The organism is Mesorhizobium sp. B2-3-13, from assembly GCF_006442195.1.
GTDB lineage: Bacteria > Pseudomonadota > Alphaproteobacteria > Rhizobiales > Rhizobiaceae > Mesorhizobium > Mesorhizobium salmacidum.
Genome location: NZ_VFVQ01000002.1, coordinates 25,882 through 44,341 on the forward strand (window position 1 = coordinate 25,882; position 18,460 = coordinate 44,341).

Below are 18,460 nucleotides of genomic sequence, written 5' to 3' on the forward strand. Positions count from 1 at the left end.
GCGACTGCCGCCCAGGAGCAGCCTGGAATCCTACGCGGCCGAAGGCTTCGACGGGAGACAGGCGGCCAAATGGAAATGGACATACCTCAACTTACGGCGGAGCTCGCTCGCGCTAACGAAGCACTCCATCGCGAAGTGGCCGAGCGACGGTTTGCGGAGGACGCGCTTCGGGCCAGTGAAAGTGAGCTGCGCCTGACGCTCGACACCCTTCCAGCGGGCATTATCGTAGTCTCTCCAGAGACAGGAATCACGGACGCAAACAAACGGCTTCTGGGATATCTCGGGTACACGCTTGAGATACTGAAGCAATGGACGACGACCGATATGGTCCATCCCGACGACTTCGGTGGGACGTTGAAGTACTTCCGAACGTTCATGACCCTGGATCGAGAAAGCCGGTTCGAAACTCGGATACGACGATTCGATGGCGTCTATCGATGGTTCCAGGTCCGCAACAATCCGTTGCGAGACGCCGATGGCCGCATCCTCCGCTGGTATGGGGTGCTGACCGACATCGATGATCAGAAAAAGGCGGAGCTAGCGCTGCGCGAAAGCGAGGGTCAACTCCGGCTAGCGGTGAATACCACCCCCGGCCTGATCGCCACCTTCGCGCCGAGCGGTGCCGCCGAAGACGTCAACGCCCAGTTCCTTGAATATCTCGGCCAGACGATCGAGGAATTTTCGAACTGGCCGACGAACGGCACGGTCCATCCCGCCGATGTCGAACACCACGTTGAAGTCCTGAGGGGATCTTTCCATTCAGGACGTCCGATCGACACGGAAACGCGACTGCGGCGCTTCGACGGGGCGTATCGCTGGTTCCAGGTCCGTGGTCTCCCAGCCAAAGATGCCGATGGACGCATCATCCGCTGGTACTGTCTGATGATTGACATCGACGATCGTAAGCATGCTGAGCAAGCCCTCGCGGCCAGCGAGCGCAACCTGCAAGTCACCGTCGATGCCATCCCGGCATTGGCCTGGTCAGCACATCCAGACGGCGCGGCCGACTTCTTCAATCAGCACTATCTCGACTATGTCGGGCGATCGCTCGACGACTTAGCGGACTGGGGCTGGACGTCGGCAGTGCATCCAGAGGATTTGCAGCGATTGGGTGCCTCATGGGAGAAAGCCCGGGAGACCGGCTCGAGCGCCGAGTGCGAGGCGCGGCTATGCGGTGCCGACGCCAAATACAGGTGGTTCATCTTCCGAGCGAGCCCACTACGCGACGAAACCGGAGCGGTCGTCAGGTGGTACGGCATCAATACTGACATCGAGGATCGCAAACGCGCCGAAGACGAGTTGGTGAAAAGCGAAGCCTCGCTCGCGCATGCGCAGCGCGTGAGCTCCACCGGAAGTTTCGTGTGGATCTTAGCGACAAGGGAGATCACGTTCTTTTCGGAAGAACTCTACCGGATTTTCGAGCTCGATTCGAGCGTGCCGATTACGGTTGAGCAGATCGCCACCCGGGTCCATCCCGACGACATCCCGCTGCTGACGACTAAGCTTGCAGAGGCGCAGGCCGGTATTGTGGATCACGATTACGACATTCGACTCCGCATGCCCGACGGCCGCGTCAAATACCTGCGCACAGAATCGCGCCCGGACACTCAAGTTGACGGGCAGAAGATCTTCGTTGGCACCATGCAGGACATTACAGAGCGGAGATTGGCCGAGGAGGCTGTCAACGAGCTGCGCACAGAATTGGCGTACGTCTCGAGGGTCAGCACCCTTGGGGCGATGACGGCGTCGATCGCTCATGAAGTTAACCAGCCGCTTTCGGGTATCATTACTAACGCCAGCACCGGACTGCGCATGCTCGCGTCCAATCCGCCAGACATCGAGGGCGCGCGCGAAACCGCGCGGCGCACAATTCGCGATGGCAATCGCGCCGCCGAAGTCGTCAGCAAGCTGCGCGCCTTGTTCAGCAAAAAAAGTGAGACCACCGAGTCAGTCGACCTCAACGAGGCTGTGCGAGATTTGCTCGCCCTGACGACCATAAAGTTGCGGCGAGGACGGGTGGACCTCGAGGTTGATCTCGCGCCTGACCTGCCGAAGATCGTTGGCGACCGTGTGCAGCTTCAGCAGGTCGTGTTGAACCTTCTTCTTAACGCGGCTGATGCTGTGAGCGAGATCGAGGATCTACCGAGGCGCGTCACACTCAGCACCGGAATGGACGAAGACGGTCAAGTGAAACTGACGGTAAAGGACAACGGCGTAGGTATCGACCCGGAGAGTATCAATAGACTCTTTGACGCGTTCTATACGACCAAGCCGACCGGCATGGGCATCGGTCTATCTGTCAGCCGGTCAATCATCGAGCATCACCGCGGCCGCATCTGGGCAAGCCGAAACGCCGACACGGGGGCGAGCTTCTCGTTCGCGATCCCGCAGCCTGCGGTGCAGGTTGTTCCAACCGAGCCCGCGGGGCACACGCCACAAGGTGCGAAGGCATCCCACGAAGGAAGCCCCAATGCCTAAGCGCCCCCTCGTGACAATCATCGACGATGACGAGTCTGTGCGCGAGTCTTTGCCTGATCTGCTGAAAGTGCTCGGTTACCCCGTTCAGGCCTTTCCCTCCGCACACGCATTTCTCCGCTCGAAAGATCTCGAAAGACGCGATGCCTAATCCTCGACATCGCAATGCCCGATATGACGGGGCCCGAACTGAGAACCGAGCTCAGGCGTCACGGCCACGACATTTCGGTGGTGTTCATTACGGCACATCGCGACGAGTCGATCCGCCCGTTACTGGGTGGTCGGGACGCGGTTGCATGTCTATTCAAGCCGATTAGCGAAGCCGCTCTCGGTAGAGGCGCTCGATAGAGTTTTTTTAAAGCTAATTTAGAAGACGCCGTGTCTCGCCGGAGGTGGAGCGGAAAGGATCGCAAAACTCTGAGTTTCGCTCGGGATGCCATGAATGTGTGAAACCGGAATTTCGCAGTAGATATGGCATCACCGAAGCATGGCTTGCTTATGCGCGGCTGTCCGGTTGCGCCTGACGGCTCCGAGGCCGAGCAATCGCTTGGCCAGAATGAGAAACGGCGCGACGACCGCGAACAGCAGGACGAAAGCGAGGAAAGCTTCATCGAAAGAGATAACGGCGGCCTGCTTGTCGAGCGCGTGCTGCAACAATAAGACCGCGGCCTTTGTCGCTGCAGTGCTGTCGATACCGTTTGACGCCAAAGCGCTCGCAGCAGCCCTCAAGCGCTGGTCAGCCGCGGGATCGCCACTGACAACGTGGGCAACCAGTATCGTCCGGTTATAGGCATTCTGGTGATCAATATATGTTTGCAGAAGGGCCGTGCCGGCCAAACCACCAACCTGCTTGCCAAAATTGAACAGGCCAATGCCGAACGGAAGCGCGCCGGCCGCAAGCCCCTGGAGAGTGACCAGCGTCAACGCCATGAACAGAAGACCAAGACCGAATCCGCGCAGGAGCAACGGAACGGCCAGGTCCGCCGAACCGCTGCCGCTCGTCGAACCAGACAGCAGCCACATGGCTCCGGCGAAGAGCAAAATTCCGAATGGAGCAAGCATGATCGCACGTATCCCCGCCTTTTCGATGAGAAGGCCCGACAGCAGAAGTGCCAGCGCAAGCGCGGCTCCGCTAGGCAGCAGAAGCACTCCCGCGCCCGTGGCGGTGAAATCGAGGACGGTCAGGGCAAAAGTGGGAATGAGATAGGCGCTGCCAGAAAGGGCAAAGCCAGCAAGCAGGCTGGCGAGAAGTCCGAAGCGGAAGTCCGGGTCGCCAAGTGGCGAGATCGGCAACAAAGAGCCTCGTGGACGGAACCCGATTTCGCCGATAGCCAGAAGGCCGACAGACATGACACCGAGCGCGGCAAGGACAGCAATGTCGGTGTCATCGAACCAATTGAACCTGCTGCCCTGCAGCAGGACGTAGGTCAAAAGCGTGGTACCGATGCCAAGTAAAATTACCCTGCGGATAGGAAGCTTGGCATCTCGCCAAAATGTCGCGTCACCCTCCGCCGCCAGCAGGATAAGGGAGGCGAGGCCCAGCGGAATGTTGGCCAGAAATATCCAGTCCCAGGTGAGATGGTCGACGAGCCAACCCTGGAGAGCTGGCGTGACTGTCGTCGGAGCCATCACGGCACCTGTAGCAAAAACAGCCTGAACGACCGGCTGGTGTCGATGCGGAAACCGGAAAAACAATAAGGTCTGGCCGGCGACCAGGATTGTGCCACCGGCCAGCCCCTGGGCAACGCGGCAGACGCAAATCCAGACGAGATCGGCCGACAATGTCATTGCAGCCGAGGCCAGAAGAAGGATGACAGCCCCCGCGCGCAAGCAGGCAGTAGGCCTGACCGCTCTGACAAGGAGTGGAGCGACAAGGAAGGAAGTCAGCTTAGCGGCGATGAAAACAATATCGATCATCGCCAGTCCGTCCGGCGTTGCGTGGGTGTCGCCAAGCAGGCCGATCCGGCCGATGGACAGAGCAGTGGATGCGACCGCATCCATGAGCGCGGCCAGTACAACAGCGCCTGTTACGGATAAAGCGCGCAGCCGCGCGTCGAGAAGGTGCTGCGCCGACCGCTTTTCGACAAGGTGGGTCACTGTATTGGTTGTCCGTTCGCGATTCCGCCGGTCTGTGGTTTCAGCGCCGCCGCCCAAGCGTCTCCGGCGCTGACGGCGATAGCAACACGAGCCGAAAGGCCAGGAACCAGGCGGCCGGGCAAGGGGTTGCGCATTATCCTGATCTTGACCGGCACGCGCTGAACGACGCGGATGAAATTTCCCGTGGCGTTGTCTGGCGGCAGCAGGCTAAATGCCGCACCACTGCCGGGAGAGAAGCTGTCGACGACGCCGTCAATTTCGAGGTCTGGATACTCGTCGACAGTCACACGTACCCGCTGCCCTATGTTTACCTGCTCTAGCTGTGTTTCCTTGAAATTCGCGACAATCCAAACGTCTTTTACAGGAACAATATCCAACGCCGCAGTACCCGCAGTGACATATCGCCCGACACGTATCTGACGATTGCCAACAATTCCGTCGATCGGGGCCTTCACCACCGTGTTGGACAGGTCGAGCATAGCTAGGTCGAGCGCAGCCTGCGCCTGTGATTGGGCTGCTTCCGCGCTGGCCAACTGTGCACCCAGGACGTCTAACTTCAGCCTTTGAGCCAAAACATTGGCGTCTGCGCCATCCACCGATGCTTTTGCTTTGTCATAAGCGGCCTGCGCATCTTGCAGCTTCTGATCGCTCGCGGTCCCGTTCCTCTGCAGGGTGACGTAGCGGTCGAGGTTGGAGTGCGCAAACTGCAGATCGGCTGCAGCTGATTGCCTCTCCGCCTCGCCCTGCACGATCAAGGCCTTCTGCAATGCAGAGGTGGCCACGATGTTGTCAACTTCCGCCTTCTTGGCGGCGGCGTTGGCCTTCGCCTGCTCCACCTTGGCCCTATAATCATTGTCGTCGACTCGAAACAGGACAGCGCCCTTCAAAACACTGGCGTTGTCGTCCACGTCGACCTCCACCACATAACCGGCGAGCTTCGGAGCGATACTGGTGATCTCTCCACGCAGATATGCGTTGTCAGTCGTTTCCTCGAAGCGGCCTATTGTGAACCACTGCCAGCCCCACGAAGCCGCCAGCGATGTCACGAAAAGGACAACGATGACGATTGCGATCCTGCGAACTCGGCTCATGGCTGCCTCGGCCTCAAATCGACGCACTCGCCGTCGATGGAGATGTTCGCGCCCCTGACACCAAGACGATCGGTGATGTTGCAGATCGTGCGTGGCCAGTGGAGTTTCACGAAGCCTGTCTCCATCAAAATCCAGACGTGCAGGGCGTAGAACGGCAAATGATTATTGACTTCACGGCCTCGCCGCCAAAAAGCCACACAGGGTCGCGTCTGCCCGCCGGGCGGCCGGCGAGCAAGACTCATCCTTCTTCGATCAAGCAGCCACCTGGGCGCGCTCCTGCAGAGCAGCTTCAACGATAGCCACGTCTTCCTCGGCCGTTCCGCCGCTGACGCCGATACCAGCGTACACCTCGCCCTTCTCGGTCAACGGGACGCCGCCACCCATGGGGCAGAAGCGGCCGCCACCAACCGAAGGGAGCACGTAGAGCGATTGACCAGGCTGCACCAATGTCAGCAGATCAATCGTGCGCATCCGCACCAGGGCCGAGGTGTAGGCCTTCCGCTCCGATATCTCGAGTGAGAACAGCGGGGCGCCGTTCATGCGATGCTGGAGCACAAGATTGCCATGGACGTCGACAATGCAGACGGCTACCGGAATCTTGGCTTTGATTGCTTCAGCCTCTACGCGCTCGGCCAGCTTCTTGGCTGTCATGAGCAAATCCATGAGAGTCATCCTTTCTGAACGTTTGGTGATTGCCTAGCGAGCCAGCTCGCCGAGGTGGAACCCCAGCCGATTTTCAACATCGCCGGGCGTTTGGAAGCCTTTGGCAGTCAGGGTTTTGATGCCATTCTGCGCGGCGGGCCGCCCGAGCGAGGCGATACAGGCCTCCCATCCGGCGCCGAGTTCGACATCCGGCGGCAAGCTGGTATTCACCAGCCGCTTGGTCTGGCCGATGGCCCACTTGTCGAAGCCGGAGATGCGGGTGGCGAGCGCTTCAACGTAGGCGTCGAGTTCAGCGTCGGGAAGCGCCCGGTTGATGTAGCCGTAGGCTTCCGCCTTGTCGGCGGAAATGTCCTCCGAGCTCAGCAGCACCTCCATGGCGCGATTTCGCCCGATAAGGTTAGGCAGCCGAGCCATCGGCCCGCCGCCGGCCACCATGCCCACGCCGACTTCCCACTGCGAGATGATCGTCTTCTCCTTGCTGGCGAAGCTCATGTCGCAGGAAAGCAGCAGCTCGCTGCCGTTGCCAGTCGCGCGGCCACGGATCAGCGCGATCGAAACCACAGGGGCACGCGTAAGGCGCACGAGGAAATCGGGCCAGGGCGGCAAGCCCGTCGGTCCGGGTGACATCGAGGTCATCTCTTCCAGAGGGGCCATGAAGTCTGAATGGTTCAGGAAGAAGTCTTCGGCCGCGCTGTCGAAGACCACGACCCTGACGTCACCGTCAGCCTCGATGGCGTCGATCGTGGCCTGGAACTGCCGCACCATCTCCGGTCCCATGACATTGAGTGGCGGGTTGTTGAAGGTGACGCGCCAGCAAGCGGGCGTGTATCGGACCAAGCAAATTTGTGAAGCGGTTGTCTTGGCGTCCACTGAAACCTCCTTTGGCAAACAATTGCGAGACGCTTGTCAATTACCGCTCAAGTTCGTGCACTTCGATTGGACCTACGTATCGGCGATACTATCGTCTCGACGATATCGTCCGGTGGGGAGTTATCTAGCCAAGCCCGAAGTGAAGATGGCCGACATATCCGGCCCGGGCGTATTCGCCTTAGGTATCGGCGATACCTTGGGGCAATGGATCAGCAGGATCGCCTCTGCTCTGACTGGATCCAGCACCACGCGACAATTCCGTCGATGGCGCGGACTTTGCGAAGGATCCGTCATGCAACTTGTCACGACCAGTACGCGCACTACACCCCGCCAGGTGCGATCGGCAGCCTTGCGCGGCCACGCGGTCGCAATGCTTGCACTGAGCATGGCGGCGCAGCGGATGCGCGCAAAAGCCGCGGCCCGCCAGGCTCCGGTGATTCCGACTGATGACGGGACCATGGACCTTGGTGGCCACGTGGGAAGCATATGTGCGGCTCTGTCGGAGCAGCTGCGAGTTCGGCTCAGCGTCAAGACGGACGAGATACGGCTAGACGCCGCTTGTTGCCGGCGGGTGGGACTGATCCTATCCGAGCTGGTCCGCAGCGCAGCGCACCACAATCTGAAGGGCCGGCGAGAGGCTGTCGAGATTATTTTGAGCGGATGGGGCGGCAATGTGCGCTGCCTGGTCAAAGGCAGCCGCTCGACGGCGGCGGACTCCCAGGAACGTCCTGAGCGGCGGCGGGTCCGAACCCTGGCTGAGGAACTCGGCGGATCGGTCGACTGGTGCTTCACTGAGTCCGGATCGTTCGCCGGCCTGCATTTCTCGATCGAGCGATCCAAGGATTTGCCGTCGCAACTGAACGCGGATTTAACCTGATGCGTGGGTCAGAGATGCTCGGCGCGCGTCGTGACTCAGAGCTCTGACCAACAGAGCGAGGATTGCCATTTCCACGATGCCCGGCGAGCCATTGTTCACATCAGCCTGGCGAGGAGTTGCTCTTGGCCATCCGACCGCAAGACATCGCGTGGAAGAGGTTCGCTGCCTACCCGCCAGCCACGCCCGCATAGCGATCCTGGTAAGACCCGACCCGGGTCATATGCCGTACGGGTCAGTTGACCAGCGAACTCGCATCGTGGCCTCGCTGCTCCTTATGAGGGACAGCAGACGCCTCGTAGCCCAGCAATACAAAAGTATCGGCGATACCATCGTGTGATGGATTCGCCTTCGCGGACAGTTGATCTGTTAGCAGCATTCGAAAAATCCAATTTAGACAGGAGGACGTCATGACACGACGCGAACTACTTGCCGCCGCAGCCGCCGCCGGGGCTGCCAACATGCTTCCCGGAACATCCCAAGCAGCGGAAGGGTTGATCCGTCCCTTCACTGTCAACTTCCGAGACAGCGACCTCGACGATCTGCGCCGGCGGGTGATGGCGACCCGCTGGCCGGACAAGGAGACCGTTGCTGACGATACGCAGGGCGTGCAACTGGCGACGATTCAGAAACTAGCGCGGCACTGGGCGAAGGATTACGACTGGCGCAAGGTGGAGGCCCGGCTCAACGCGCTTCCGCAGTTCATCACGGAGATCGACGGGCTGGACATCCACTTCATTCACGTGCGTTCCAGGCACGAGAACGCGCTGCCGATTGTCGTGACGCATGGCTGGCCTGGCTCGGTCATAGAACAGCTGAAGATCATCGAGCCGCTTACCAATCCGACCGCGCATGGCGGAACCGAAGGCGATGCGTTTCACGTCGTGATCCCCTCGCTTCCAGGTTACGGCTTTTCGGGCAAGCCGATCGCGCCGGGATGGACCCCCGTCCGCATCGCCAAGGCATGGGCAACGCTGATGCAGCGCCTCGGTTACATGAAATACGTGGCGCAGGGGGGCGATTGGGGGAACGCCGTCTCTGAGCAGATGGCTCTGCAGGAGCCGCCAGGATTGCTGGGCATCCATACCAACATGCCCGCAACCGTCCCCGCCGATATCTCCAAGGCACTGGCGGCAGGGGCTGCTGCGCCCTCCGACCTTTCGCCGGACGAGAAGCGTGCTTACGGCCAGCTCGACGACTTCAACAAAAACGGGCTGGGATATGCTATCGAGATGAACAACCGTCCGCAGACGCTGTACGGCATCGTGGATTCGCCTGTCGGGCTGGCCGCCTGGATGCTTGACCACGACATTCGCAGTTACAGGCTCATCACGCGCGTCTTTGATGGGAGCGCCGAAGGGCTGACGAAGGATGACATCGTCGACAATATCACGCTGTACTGGTTGACCAACACGGCGATCTCCTCGGGGCGCCTCTACTGGGACAATGCACATTTCCCGACGGGGGGTTTCTTCGATCCGCGCGGCATCAAGATTCCAGTTGCCGTGAGCGCCTTCCCGGACGAGATTTATCAGGCGCCGCGAAGCTGGGCTGAAAAAGCCTATCCGAAGCTGATCCACTACAACCGGCTCGCCAAGGGCGGGCACTTCGCGGCCTGGGAACAGCCGACGGTGTTTAGCGCAGAGCTCAGAGACGCTTTCCGCCCGCTGCGCCAGTCCATCTGAAGCCGAAGGGCAGCCATCAGGTCGTCCACATTTCAAAACGGCGGGCCGGACCGGCAGGTCGGTCCGCCGAGGCGGCGTAGGGCGGCAACATACTCCTTGTGACAAAACCAAGAGAAGGAGAACGACGATGTCATCCACGGTTGAAGCGCGGCAGGTCGAGACAATGCTGGAAACAGCAGTCCGCACAGCGAGCGCGCGATCCCTCGATATGAAGCTCGAAGTGATCGCTGTCCCTGTCTCCGATGTCGATCGCGCCAAGAACTTCTACGGCGGCTTAGGCTGGAGGCTTGATGCCGACTTCGTGGTCGGCGACGTATTCCGGGTCGTTCAGTTCACTTCGCCCGGCTCATCAGGCTCGATCCACTTCGGCAAGGGCATCACTTCGGCCGGTCCGGGCTCGGCGCAGGGCCTCTTTCTCGTCGTCTCTGACATCGAGGCGGCGCGTGCCGACCTCATTGCTCACGGCGCTGAGGTCAGCGAGGTGTTCCATCGCGCCGGACCGGGCCAGCCCGCGATCAGCGGTCGCGATCCTGAAGGGCGCAGCTACGTCTCGTATGCTACGTTCAGCGATCCTGACGGCAACGGCTGGGTGCTGCAGGAAATCATTGCTCGGCTTCCTGGCCGGATCGACGGCAATTCGACAAGCTTCGCCTCTGAAGCGGATCTGGCTGCCGCGATGCGGCGCGCGTCGGTCGCCCACGGCGAGCACGAGCAGCGGAGCGGCGGCGAGCGTGATGAGAATTGGCCGGACTGGTACGCCGCCTACATGGCGGCGGAGCAGACCGGAAAGCCCCTGCCGCAATAGGCAAAGCCCTGGGGGCATGGGTTGGACGCCCAGGCTCGTCCACACCGAGGAGGCACGCCTACGTCTCCGCGCGGTTCGCGCGATACCTCAAGCATGAAGGGACATTCAGATGAAAACACTGCTCGCAGCCTTGGCGATCGCCGGCGCCTCGTTCGGCAATGCATATGCGCAGGCCGACAAACCCACCATCGTTCTGGTTCACGGTGCGTTCGCGGATTCGTCGAGTTGGAACGGCGTCGTCAAAATCCTCGAGAAGGATGGCTATCCCGTCGTAGCTGTCGCCAATCCGCTACGTGGGGTCAAAAACGACGCCGGCTACGTCGCCGACATCCTTGGCTCCATCAAATCGCCTGTCGTTCTCGTTGGGCATTCCTACGGCGGCTCGGTCATCAGTGAGGCGGCCGAAGGCCACGCCAACGTCAAGGCGCTGGTCTATGTCGCCGCCTTCGCGCCGGATGCGGGCGAGACAGCCGCGCAACTTGCCGCCCAGTATCCCGGCAGCACGCTCGGTCCGGCCCTCTCGCCGCCAGTCAGCCTGTCAAGCGGAGGCAAGGATCTCTACATCCGGCAGGACAGGTTCCACGGGCAGTTCGCCGCCGACGTCCCCGAGGCCGAAACCAGGTTGATGGCCGCGGCGCAGAGGCCCATTGAAGAAGCGGCGCTGAACGAAATCCAAACTGAAGCGGCGTGGAAAGAGTTTCCAACCTGGTTCATCTACGGGGCCGGTGACAAGAACATACCGGCGGAAGCCTCAGCATTCATGGCTGCTCGGGCCCGCTCACGGGATACCGTGGTCATCAAGGGCGCCTCGCATTTGGTGATGGTGTCGCACCCTGAAGCCGTGGCGCGGCTGATCGAGAAGGCCGCTAAGGAGACATCACGATGAAAGCCGTCGTGATGGGGCGTCGACTGGCGCGACATGCGACATTGATGGCGACCAGCGGCTCGGATCTTGATCAGGCATGCCAAGGAAATCGAGATTAGTCCTGCCACAGGAGAGGCATCACCATGGACAGTGTTTCCGACAGGATCGATGAGCGCCGTCGCCACATAATCGGCGCGGCGGCAATGACCCTCGCGATCGCCGAACTCGGTGTGAGCACGGCCGCGAAGGCCGCACCCGGCGGAGCCGACAAGACGACCGCGTCAGCGATGCAGACAACACACAACTCGGTTGGCGCACCGAAGCAGATTGACGCCGGCGTCCTGAATGTCGGCTATGTCGAACTGGGACCAGCCGACGGCGCGCCTGTCATCCTGCTGCACGGTTGGCCCTACGATATCCATACTTACGTCGAGGTCGCTCCGTTGCTGGCGTCCAAGGGATATCGCGTGATCGTACCTCACCTGCGTGGCTATGGCACGACGCGGTTCCAGTCAGGCGAAACGCCGCGCAATGGCCAGCAGGCGGCAATCGCATCCGACGTCATCGCCCTGATGGATGCGCTCGGCATCGGGAAGGCCACGATAGGCGGCTGCGACTGGGGTGCCCGCACGGCAAACATCATTGCCGCGCTGTGGCCGGAGCGCTGCAAGTCGATGGTCTCGGTCAGCGGCTACCTGATCGGCAACCAGCAGGCCGGCAAGTCGCCGCTGCCGCCCAAGGCTGAGCTTCAATGGTGGTACCAGTACTACTTCGCCACCGACCGTGGCCGGGCGGGCTACGAGAAATACACGCGCGATTTCGCAAGGCTGATCTGGCAGCTTGCCTCGCCGCAATGGAACTTTGACGACGCCACCTTCGAGCGCAGTGCGGCGTCCTTCGACAATCCGGATCATGTCGATATCGTGATGCACAATTACCGCTGGCGGCTCGAGCTGGCGGAAGGCGAGGCGCGATACGACGCGCTGGAACAGCGGCTCGCTGAGGCGCCCGTTATCTCCGTGCCGACAATCACGCTCGAAGGCGACGCCAATGGTGCGCCGCATCCGGAGGCCAGCGCCTATGCGAAGATGTTCTCCGGCAAGTACGAGCATCGGTTGATCGCGGGCGGCATCGGCCACAACCTTCCCCAGGAAGCGCCGCAAGCCTTCATGCAGGCCATCATCGACGTAAGCGGGATGTGATCCGATGGCGCATCCGATCATTTACCGCACGATTTTCGGTCGATGGTCTTCCGATCTTCGACTGCGAAGCAGGAGACCGCGATGCGCCGGTGATCCTGCTCCTCCACGGATTCCCGTCGCGCATGTATCAGCCGCTGCTTGCGCGACTCTCGGACCGTTATCATCTGGTCGAGCCGGACTATCCCGGGTTTGGCCATAGCGCTGCGCCTGTCCCCAACGCGTTTGGCCACACTTTCGACCACCTAGCTGAGGTCATTACCCGCTTCACCGAGGTTCTGGCACTCTCCCCGTTACAGCCTGTTCATGCAGGATTACGGCGGTCCGGTGGGCTTCCGCATGGCGATGGCTCATCCCGACCGCAATCGCGGATCGTGCAGCATGCCCACGACACGGGCCTCGGCGCTGCCTGAGCTCCCCGCCTCGCTTTCTGGGCAACCGCGCAACTCATGAAGAGACGCTGCGCAAGAAGCTCCTGTCGTTGGGGCGGTGCGCCGCCCCCACCTCGGCAGCGATCCGGCCGTCGAGCGCTATGACCTTGATCTGTGGACCGATGAATTCGCGATTCTCAGCCGACCCGGCCAGGCAGATATTCAGACGGGCCCGATAACCTAAAAATTTATCAGCCAAGCGGTGAAACCGCCGACATGAGGGTTGAAGGCGGTCGGCCGCCAACCCTCTTAGCCCCTCCAGTGCTTCGCGGACGGAGATGTCATCATCCACCATATTGACTGTCGGAGTAGCATCCGGCATGGCCGTCCACCGCCGTTGCACCCGGCACGTTGACCTCCACGCGCCCATGCATTTTAAGCCTCCCTTTCCTTGCAGACACAAGACAGGCGAATCACTTCGATCGAAGCACGCCCTGCAGCGCCTCCATCAGGGCCGTATCGCTGAACGGTTTCAGCAGACAATCGACAGCGCCGCGCTCATGAAGTCGGAGCCGTACCGCCCCGTCGCCATGCGCTGTGATGAAAACGATCGGAATCTGCAGCTGCCGCCGGCTCAGTTCGCGCTGGAGATCAAGCCCGGACATTCCCGGCATCGCGATATCGAGCACCAGACACTCAGCCTGCCTGAGCTTATCCGATGCTAGAAACTCTTCAGCCGACGAAAATCCGCCCGCCTCGTAGCCGAACTCGCGCAGCAGGTCCGGAACCGACTCGCGTACCGATTCGTCGTCATCGATCACAGCGATGAACCTCCGGCGTTGCGTCATGCGTTCACCTCCGCACCGTCGCCAGCATCCCCGGACGGGATTGAGACAATAAACGTAGCGCCGGGACCGTCATTCCGCTCGGCCCAGAGCCGGCCCTGGTGGTTCTCGACAATCGACCGGCTGACTGAGAGACCGATCCCCATGCCGTGCCTCTTGGTCGTATAGAACGGATGGAAGAGCTTCTCGGCGATTGCGGCCTCGAAACCCACGCCTGCATCCTGGATGACGACGCGCACGGCGTCGCAACCGTCGCGCTCCGTCGCCACGACCAGCTCCTTGGACCGGTCGGCGATACCGTCCATGGCCTGCATGGCATTCAAGATCAGGTTCATGATCACCTGCTGAAGCTGGACACGGTCTCCCTCCACAGATGGGAGCGCCTCGGCCAGTTGCACGCGCAAGCTCACGTTGGCCTTCTTCAACTCAGTCAACGTCAGCGCTATAACCTCTTGCGTGGCCGTGTTCACATCCACCGCTTCGATGACCGGGTCCTTCTTGCTGAAGAGCGACCGCAGCCTGGCGATCACATCCGCAGCCCGGTTGCCGTCTCGTATGGTTCGTCGTGCGGTCTCTCGCGCACCTGTCACGTTGGGTGGATCGGCTGCCAGCATGCGCAAGCACGTGCTGGCATTGGTGATGATGCCGGCCAACGGCTGATTGAGTTCATGGGCGATCGAAGCGGTGAGATGGCCCATGGTCATTACCCGCGTCATATGCGCGAGCTCGGCCTGGGCATCACGAAGCTCGTCTTGGGCCTGTTTCCAGTCGTGCATGTCCGCGCAGGCACCATGCCATTTGAGGATGCGGCCGTCTGTGTCGCGCAGCGGCAGCGCACTGGTCAATAGCCATCGATAGGTCTGATCCGACGCCCGCAGCGTCCGCACCTCGACCCGATAGGGATCACCGGTTGCGATGCAGTGCAGCCAAGCCCTCACCGTTGGCTCGACGTCGTCCGGGTGCAGCATCTTCGCCCAGCCGGTACCCATCGCTTCTTCGGGGGTGAAGCCGGTGAACTCCAGCAGCCGCTTGTTGCAGTAGTCTATCGAGCCATCCGCCGTAGCACTCCAGAGCATCTGGGGAATGGTTTCTGTCAATTGTCGCAGATTGAGCTCGCTCGCCCGCATGGCCGCTTCGGCGCGCTTCAGGTCTTCGATGTCTGTATTAACACCGAACCAGCGTACGACGTTGCCTGCATCATCCAGCACCGGGCTGGCGCGAAACAGGAAGCACCGATATTCCCCATCATATCGGCGGATTCGCGCCTCGGACTCTCCGCCACGACGCTCCGACATCATGGCGCGCCAATCGGCGATCAAATGCTCCAGATCGTCCGGGTGAAGGGCCACCATCCAGCCGACGCCCCGCGCCTGTTCAAGTGAAAGTCCGACATAGTCGAGATAATGCTGATTCAAGAAGTCTGCATGGCCATCGGGAAGAGCGGTCCATGCCAAACCGGGAATCCCGCTGATGATCTGATCGAGATTCCGTTCGCTTGCGGCCAGACGGGCCTCGGCCTGCTTCCGGTCGTGAATGTCGATCTGCAGTACGCACCAGCGCACGATGCGGCCTTCGGCGTCCCGCATCGGATAGCCGCGATGATCATTCCAACGATACTCGCCGTCCGCGCGGCGGATGCGGGCCTCGTGCTCATAGGCCGCGCCGGTCTCAATCGCCCGCTGCCAGGCGGCCTGCGAGGCGACCAGATCATCCGGATGCACGATGTTCTCCCACTGGGAGACCTCCTCGAAGCTCTTGCCGAAATAATCGCCGACCAGATGATTGACCGCCTCCAGCTCGCCGTCGGAATTGAAGAAGCCGATCGGCGCAGCGATGCTGTCCAGCATCGATCGCAGCATCAATTCGCTGGCGCGCAGGGAATCCTCCGCCTGCTGCCGCTGCCGTTCAGTCTGCCGCCAAGCATCGACGTCGGTGTTGATGCCGTACCACCGCACGACCTTTCCGGATTCATCGCGCAGGGGGCTGACCCGCATCAGGAACCAGCGATAGGTGCCGTCGAAGCGCCGCAGTCGCGCCTCGGTCTCGCCGGTCCGGCCGGCGGCCATGACGACTTTCCAAGTCTCAAGCAGATCATCGACATCGTCGGGGTGTACGGCCTGCTTCCAGCTGTCGTCGAGCATGCGGTCGAGCGGCAGGCCGACATAATCCAGGAAATTGTCGTTGAAGAACTCGACATTCCCGCTCGTATCGGCGGTCCAGGCCATCGCCGGCATCGTGTTGATGGTCAGTTTGAGATTGCGCTCGCTGGCCGCGAGAGCTTCTTCGGCCGACTTGCTGTCATGAATATCCAGATGCAGCACGCACCACCGCAGGATGCTGCCATCGGAATCGCGAACCGGAAATCCATGGAGACGCATCCAGCGATAGGGTCCGTGGGCCCGGCGGGCACGGACCTCGACATCATAGGGCTCGCCGGTCTCGATCGATCGCTGCCATGCCGCTTTCACACGCGGCAAATCAGCGGCGAATATCATTTCGCCCGAGGTCCAGTCCATGATCTCTTCGACGGATTTGCGGTGGTATTCCTGGCCGAACCGGTTGACCGCCACCATTTCGCCGGTTGGCGCGCATAGCGTGACCGGTGCCCCAATGCCGTCGATGAAGGATTTCAGCAAGATTTCCCGGAGGTGCGGATTTTCGTGGTCACGGTGCCGCTCGGAAAGCTGGCGCCGCAAATCCTCACTGATGGCGGAGAGCTCGGCCGTCCGCTCTGCGACGCGTCGTTCGATCTCCTCGGCAATGCGCGGGTCGGTCGGCGCAATCGGCCCGTCTGCTGTCAGCATCGAAAATCTCCTCGATCCCAGAATGCGCCACTCGATCTTTGGCGCGCATTATACCTTGGTATCGGTTTGCCGAAGTTTCCGGGATTTCAACACGCTGCGGCCATTCCCTTGGGCCGTCCAGTGAGACTGAATGGTTGATGTGCTACGGGTGTTCGATCCCGAGAAACAGGCTGAAATCGTCAGAGCGCTTGACCAGCACCGTAATGCGACTATTCGCCGACGTACGAGAGCGACCGGACGGCGACCATCACCGTAACGCTGCCGGCCAACCGCGGAACGGTCATTCTGTTCCATGTCTACCCGCCTGAACTGACCCCGCCGTGGCGAGCGCACAGCTCTGCGCAATGGCACTCGAAACCAGCGGGCGTGACCGTTGCCTGCTAATTGGACGCGACACTTCGCGCTGGAATGGGCCGTATGCCTACATCGGCTTTGCCAAAAATGACGTTTGGAAATTAAGACATGCGTTTATGGCGAGCCGTCTGCGGCCAACAGCCACAATATTCTGAACGTAATCGTCCACCGACACAGCTAAACGGCCACTTTCCCGAATGTGAGCATCAAGATTGGCGACTGGAGAGCGGCGCAAAAGTTCCTGCTCTGGTCCGGGCGGAAGTCAGCTATGGTCAGACCTTCGCATTCGGCAAATGCCGACCCCGACGTAGCCCTGAGATCGCAGAGAGCGGCAATCGGGCCTGCACCCAATTGGAACAGGTCATTTCGAACGGCGAAACACGATGCGACGCGCTGGAGCAGCGGCTCGCGCAGGCGCCTGTGATCGCCGCGTCGACAATCACGCTCGAAGGCTACGCCAACGGTGCGCCGCACCCGGAAGCCAGCGCCTACGCGCGGATGTTCTCGGGGCAAATATGAGCACCGGCTGATCAGTGGCGGCATCGGTCACAACCTGCCTCAGGAAGCGCCGGAGGCCTTTGCTCGGGGCCATCACCGACGTGAGCGCAACGTGATCCGGGCCCGCCAATCAGCTACCGCATCATAGCGGTAGTTCGATTTCCGATCTCCTACCGCGGCGGGTGGGCGCGACCTCCATAGGGTGGCGGCTTCGTCCCGCATGTACCAGCCGCTGCCCGGCGAAGGCCGGAGGACCGTCGGCCGACCGAGCCCATGCCAAAGCGCGCTGCCTCGCCTTCAACGCAATTCAATGCTCTGCCGCAATGTTTGAACTTGGCTTCTGGTAGGGATAGAAAAGCTCCCTTTGGCCCATTTGCCACGCCGACCTGAGTTCGGGTTTCGAAATATCCCAATCCATCCGAGATTTCATAGTCACCGCGCGCATGTCCTGGCGGAGCTCTTCCAATGTGGGTCGACCGAAGAACCAGTAGCCATTGTAGATCTTGTAGACGACCAGGCCAGGCTCCAAGACGACCACGTGAGGAATCATAGGATTGTGCAGGGGGTCCGTGTACTCCGCGATATCAAGGTCCTTTTGGATGATGCGCCGCGGGTCGGAAAGAAAAGGCCAATGGGCGCCAGCCCCCAATCGATACTCGTTCGTTTCCAGAAGATTGTCCGCCGTGATGGTCACGAGCCTGCAATATCCGACTTCCATTTCACCATAGAGCCGTACGAGCCCTTCGGTCTGCCGACGGTCCCGAGGACAAAACCCGCCTCTGCCGAGAACCACCACCATTGGGTCTTCTCCCTGCAGATCGGAAAGCTTTCGCCGTACGGCCGTGTGATCCGGTAACTCGTAATCCGGGAAATTGGACCCTGGAACAATGTCTGAGCGCATTTCGAGAACCTTCGCTAACGTGAGACCCAGGGCCAACAAGAGCGGAAGAACAATCAAAATCCA

Annotated in this window: 15 protein-coding genes and 1 pseudogene; 8 read left to right on the plus strand and 8 right to left on the minus strand. The window is 60.9% G+C overall.

Features of this window, described 5'->3' with window-relative positions; genetic code table 11:
* The first annotated feature begins 69 nt into the window (after positions 1 to 69).
* Both FJ941_RS02555 and FJ941_RS29735 read left to right on the plus strand, forming a co-directional pair.
* Entirely contained in the window at positions 70 to 2,478 is a 2,409-nt protein-coding gene (locus FJ941_RS02555) for a PAS domain S-box protein (RefSeq protein WP_181169701.1), read from the plus strand.
* Between the two features lie 171 nt (positions 2,479 to 2,649).
* Positions 2,650 to 2,823 carry a hypothetical protein gene (locus FJ941_RS29735; protein WP_348640736.1) on the plus strand — a complete coding sequence of 58 codons (174 nt, stop codon included), beginning with the start codon at positions 2,650 to 2,652 and terminating at the stop codon, positions 2,821 to 2,823.
* Positions 2,824 to 2,952: 129 nt separating this feature from the next.
* Here the strand turns inward: FJ941_RS29735 and FJ941_RS02565 are convergent, their stop codons facing one another.
* From FJ941_RS02565 to FJ941_RS02580, 4 genes are all read right to left on the minus strand, one after another.
* Positions 2,953 to 4,572 carry an MFS transporter gene (locus FJ941_RS02565; RefSeq protein WP_246673669.1) on the minus strand — a complete coding sequence of 540 codons (1,620 nt, stop codon included), beginning with the start codon at positions 4,570 to 4,572 and terminating at the stop codon, positions 2,953 to 2,955.
* Positions 4,569 to 5,663: an HlyD family secretion protein gene (locus FJ941_RS02570; protein WP_140502838.1), complete on the minus strand. Its 1,095-nt coding sequence runs from the start codon at positions 5,661 to 5,663 to the stop codon at positions 4,569 to 4,571. Before FJ941_RS02570 ends, FJ941_RS02565 begins: the two co-directional genes overlap by 4 nt.
* A gap of 252 nt (positions 5,664 to 5,915) precedes the next feature.
* Positions 5,916 to 6,326: a heme-binding protein gene (locus FJ941_RS02575; RefSeq protein WP_140502839.1), complete on the minus strand. Its 411-nt coding sequence runs from the start codon at positions 6,324 to 6,326 to the stop codon at positions 5,916 to 5,918.
* A gap of 33 nt (positions 6,327 to 6,359) precedes the next feature.
* Positions 6,360 to 7,196, minus strand: coding sequence for an enoyl-CoA hydratase/isomerase family protein (locus FJ941_RS02580; protein ID WP_140502841.1), 837 nt, complete (start codon positions 7,194 to 7,196; stop codon positions 6,360 to 6,362).
* Between the two features lie 292 nt (positions 7,197 to 7,488).
* Here FJ941_RS02580 and FJ941_RS02585 point away from each other — a divergent pair, with 292 nt between their 5' ends.
* From FJ941_RS02585 to FJ941_RS02605, 5 genes are all read left to right on the plus strand, one after another.
* Positions 7,489 to 8,073, plus strand: a complete 585-nt coding sequence (locus FJ941_RS02585; protein ID WP_140502843.1) for a hypothetical protein — start codon at positions 7,489 to 7,491, stop codon at positions 8,071 to 8,073.
* A 407-nt stretch (positions 8,074 to 8,480) separates the two neighbouring features.
* Positions 8,481 to 9,755 (plus strand): epoxide hydrolase, encoded by a 1,275-nt coding sequence (locus FJ941_RS02590; protein ID WP_140502844.1) that lies wholly within the window; start codon positions 8,481 to 8,483, stop codon positions 9,753 to 9,755.
* Positions 9,756 to 9,963: 208 nt separating this feature from the next.
* Positions 9,964 to 10,560, plus strand: coding sequence for a VOC family protein (locus tag FJ941_RS02595; protein WP_140502846.1), 597 nt, complete (start codon positions 9,964 to 9,966; stop codon positions 10,558 to 10,560).
* 109 nt (positions 10,561 to 10,669) lie between these two features.
* Positions 10,670 to 11,446 carry an alpha/beta hydrolase gene (locus FJ941_RS02600; RefSeq protein ID WP_140502848.1) on the plus strand — a complete coding sequence of 259 codons (777 nt, stop codon included), beginning with the start codon at positions 10,670 to 10,672 and terminating at the stop codon, positions 11,444 to 11,446.
* Between the two features lie 122 nt (positions 11,447 to 11,568).
* Entirely contained in the window at positions 11,569 to 12,627 is a 1,059-nt protein-coding gene (locus tag FJ941_RS02605; RefSeq protein ID WP_140502850.1) for an alpha/beta hydrolase, read from the plus strand.
* Positions 12,628 to 13,071: 444 nt separating this feature from the next.
* Here the strand turns inward: FJ941_RS02605 and FJ941_RS29170 are convergent, their stop codons facing one another.
* The 3 genes from FJ941_RS29170 to FJ941_RS02620 form a co-directional block, all read right to left on the minus strand.
* Positions 13,072 to 13,377, minus strand: a complete 306-nt coding sequence (locus FJ941_RS29170) for a hypothetical protein (protein WP_140502851.1) — start codon at positions 13,375 to 13,377, stop codon at positions 13,072 to 13,074.
* A 91-nt stretch (positions 13,378 to 13,468) separates the two neighbouring features.
* Positions 13,469 to 13,843, minus strand: coding sequence for a response regulator (locus tag FJ941_RS02615; protein ID WP_140502853.1), 375 nt, complete (start codon positions 13,841 to 13,843; stop codon positions 13,469 to 13,471).
* Positions 13,840 to 16,644, minus strand: coding sequence for a PAS domain-containing sensor histidine kinase (locus tag FJ941_RS02620; RefSeq protein WP_140502855.1), 2,805 nt, complete (start codon positions 16,642 to 16,644; stop codon positions 13,840 to 13,842). The genes FJ941_RS02615 and FJ941_RS02620 overlap by 4 nt, the downstream gene beginning before the upstream one ends.
* A gap of 717 nt (positions 16,645 to 17,361) precedes the next feature.
* Between FJ941_RS02620 and FJ941_RS02625 the strand changes: the two are divergent.
* Positions 17,362 to 17,644: pseudogene (locus FJ941_RS02625) on the plus strand (hypothetical protein); the annotation flags it as partial.
* 159 nt (positions 17,645 to 17,803) lie between these two features.
* Here FJ941_RS02625 and FJ941_RS02630 read toward each other — a convergent pair.
* Positions 17,804 to 18,397, minus strand: coding sequence for a redoxin domain-containing protein (locus FJ941_RS02630; RefSeq protein WP_140502857.1), 594 nt, complete (start codon positions 18,395 to 18,397; stop codon positions 17,804 to 17,806).
* Positions 18,398 to 18,460 lie beyond the last annotated feature (63 nt).